We start from the raw sequence: 2,885 nt of genomic DNA, 5'->3' as shown, positions 1-2,885 counted from the left end.
AGTACCCGATGATCCGCTGGCTCGAGCGCGAGGGGTACGGCGTCAGCTACATCGCGGGCGTGGACACGGATGTCCGCCCGCAGCTGTTGGGTCTGCACTCGACCTTCGTCTCCGTGGGACACGACGAGTACTGGTCGACCACGCAGCGCGCCAACATCGAGGCCGCCCGAGACCGGGGGATGAACCTCGCGTTCTTCAGCGGCAACGAGATGTTCTGGCAGCACCGCTGGGAGCCCAGCATCGACGGGACCAGCACCCCGGGGCGCACGCTGACGTCGTACAAGGAGACCCACGACAACACGCAGGTGTCGACGACCAGCTGGACCGGAACCACGCGGGACACCCGGTTCCCGGCCAACGCGTCCGGACGCCCCGAGAACGCCACCACGGGCACCCTCTTCCGGGGGAACGGCGTGTGGTCGAGCAACTACGGCATCGACATCCCGGCCGACGACGGGAAGCTGCGCTTCTGGCGCAACACGGCTGCGGCTGGCCTGGCCTCGGGTTCGACCCTCTCGCTCCCAGTGGGGGTGCTGGGCTACGAGTGGGACGTGGACCAGGACAACGGCTATCGACCGGCTGGGCTGGCCCAGCTGTCGTCGACCAAGATCGCGCGGACCACCTGGATGCTCCTCGACTACGGCAGCACGTTCGGTGCGGCGACGGACGTGCATCACCTGACGCAGTACCGGGCCCCGAGCGGTGCGCTCGTCTTCTCGGCCGGGACGATCCAGTGGTCCTGGGGGCTCGACGCCGAGCACGACCACCCGGGCACGCCCGCCAGCCCGACGATGCAGCAGGCGACCGCCAACCTGTTCGCCGACATGGGTGCGCAGCCCGCAACTCCCGACGGCATTTCGCCTGCCACCCGGACGGGTGACGTCACGGGGCCGACGGCGCGACTGACGAGCGCCTCGACCTCCGTGCCGGGCGGCGTGAACGTGACGATCCTCGGTGCTGCCACCGACGTCGGCGGACGGGTCGCGGGCGTCGAGATCTCGACGGACGGCGGCACGTCCTGGCATCCGGCCACCGCGGGACGCGAGTCGTGGAGCTACACGATGACGACCCCGGTCAGCACGACCTACCAGATCCGAGTCCGTGCGGTGGACGACTCCGGCAACATCGGTCCGGTCATGACGTCGAACACCGTGACGGCCGGGACCGGGACACAGTGCCCGTGCAGCCTCTTCACGGCCCCGGGTGCGTTGTGGACCCCGAAGGTCGAGAACCAGTCGGACACCAAGTCGGTCGAGCTCGGCATGCGCTTCCGGGCGAACCGGGACGGCAAGGTCACCGCCGTGAAGTTCTACAAGGGGTCGCTCAACACGGGCAGGCACGAGGTCAGCGTGTGGACGTCCGACGGCAACCGCGTGGGTGCGGGTGTGGCCATCAACGAGACGGCATCGGGGTGGCAGACCGTTCGGCTCGCGCAGCCCGTCCCCATCTCCGCCAACACGACGTACATCGTGTCCTACCACGCCCCGAACGGCCGCTACTCCGTCACGTCGTCCTTCTTCACATCGGCGTTCTCCCGGGGTCCGCTCTCGGCGCCGGCGAACACCTCGAGCGCGACGAACGGCGTCTACCTGTACGGCTCGACCCCCGCCATGCCCACGAGCACCTACCAGTCCTCCAACTACTTCGTCGACGTCGTCTTCGAGTAGGGGCTCCGGGGGAGCTGCCCGCTGTGACCTTCGGCGCAGAGTCGCGCATGGCCCCTCGGGACGGACAGGTCGGATGGTGTAATGAGGGTGGCCCAGAGGGGTCAGGGGGACGGTATGAGGGCGATCGCGGGGGCGCGCGCAGCTGGGGTGCTGCTGGTGCTCAGTGCCTGCTCGGGTTCGCCTTCGGGCGTTCCCCCGTCGGGGACGGTGGTCACGTCCCGCACGCCGGGAACGTCGACGACCGGCTCCGTGACCGAGACCCCGAGCGTCGGTGCGACCCAGCGCACCACGGTCGTGGTCGTCGCGCCGAGGGGTTCGAGTGTCTCGAGCGGCGTCGACGTGTGCACCGGAAGCGGTCCCTATGCCGCTCTCAAGCGAGGGACGGTCGTGCGGGTCGTCGACGCCTCGGGTGCCCTCATCACCAGCGTTCCTCTCGGCACCGGACGTCCGTCCGGCCAGGCCGACGGCTGTACGTGGTCCGCCGAAGTGGAGCTCCCGACCAACCGCGGGTCCTGCCGCGCCGTCATCGAAGGGTGGGGCAGCTCGGGGCTGCTGTCCCCGGCAGACCTCTACCAGCCCATCACCATCCAGCCCACCGGCTGACCTCGGGTCCGCCAGGGGGGAGCAAGCATGTTCCGCCGACGTTCCGCATCCCGCTCGGCCGACAGGGGACCAGCAGGAGTCCTGGCAGCGCTCCTGTCGATGATCGTTGGGGTTGTGCTCGCTGCCGGTCCGGCTCTTGCCGAGCCGGACCCACACCACGATCGGACTCCAGAGCCCACGGTCGGCGGACGGGGCACGATCAGCTCGTCGCTCAGCCCGGCAGACCGGCTCTCGCCCCCGCCCCCGTCGACCGATCCGCGCGTCGCGGTCCAGGCGGACGCCGACTGTTCCCAGAACGCCAACCCGATCGTGTGCGAGAACACCCTCCCCGGCACGGCACGCTCCCAGTGGGACATCCCGACCCGGGACTCCGGCGGCGGGTCCATCGCGGGGTTCGCGACCCAGATGAGCGTCAACCACGGTGAGACGGTCGACTTCAAGATCCGCACGGATGCGGCGGCCTACACCGTCGAGATCTACCGGCTCGGGTACTACCAGGGCCTCGGCGCCCGTCACGTCGGTTCGGCGGCTGTCACGGAGAAGCTGCCCCAGAGCCAGCCCGCGTGCGTCTTCCAACCCGCGACGGACCTCGTCGACTGCGGGACGTGGGCGGTG

General features: G+C 69.7%; 3 protein-coding genes. All 3 read left to right on the top strand.

The window, feature by feature from the left end; translation table 11 throughout:
• The coding region (locus tag N865_RS21130; RefSeq protein WP_157557825.1) for a N,N-dimethylformamidase beta subunit family domain-containing protein at positions 1-1,667 on the top strand (1,667 nt) is incomplete at its 5' end.
• 249 nt (positions 1,668-1,916) lie between these two features.
• A complete protein-coding gene (locus N865_RS21125; protein ID WP_157557824.1) occupies positions 1,917-2,270 on the top strand; it encodes a hypothetical protein in 354 nt (117 codons plus the stop codon).
• A gap of 99 nt (positions 2,271-2,369) precedes the next feature.
• Positions 2,370-2,885: hypothetical protein (locus N865_RS21120; RefSeq protein WP_211244947.1), on the top strand; the 516-nt coding region annotated here is incomplete at its 3' end.

It is taken from the genome of Intrasporangium oryzae NRRL B-24470, assembly GCF_000576595.1.
Lineage (GTDB): Bacteria > Actinomycetota > Actinomycetes > Actinomycetales > Dermatophilaceae > Intrasporangium_C > Intrasporangium_C oryzae.
Note: the sequence above shows the minus strand (reverse complement) of the source record. Positions and strands in the feature narration are given on the sequence as shown.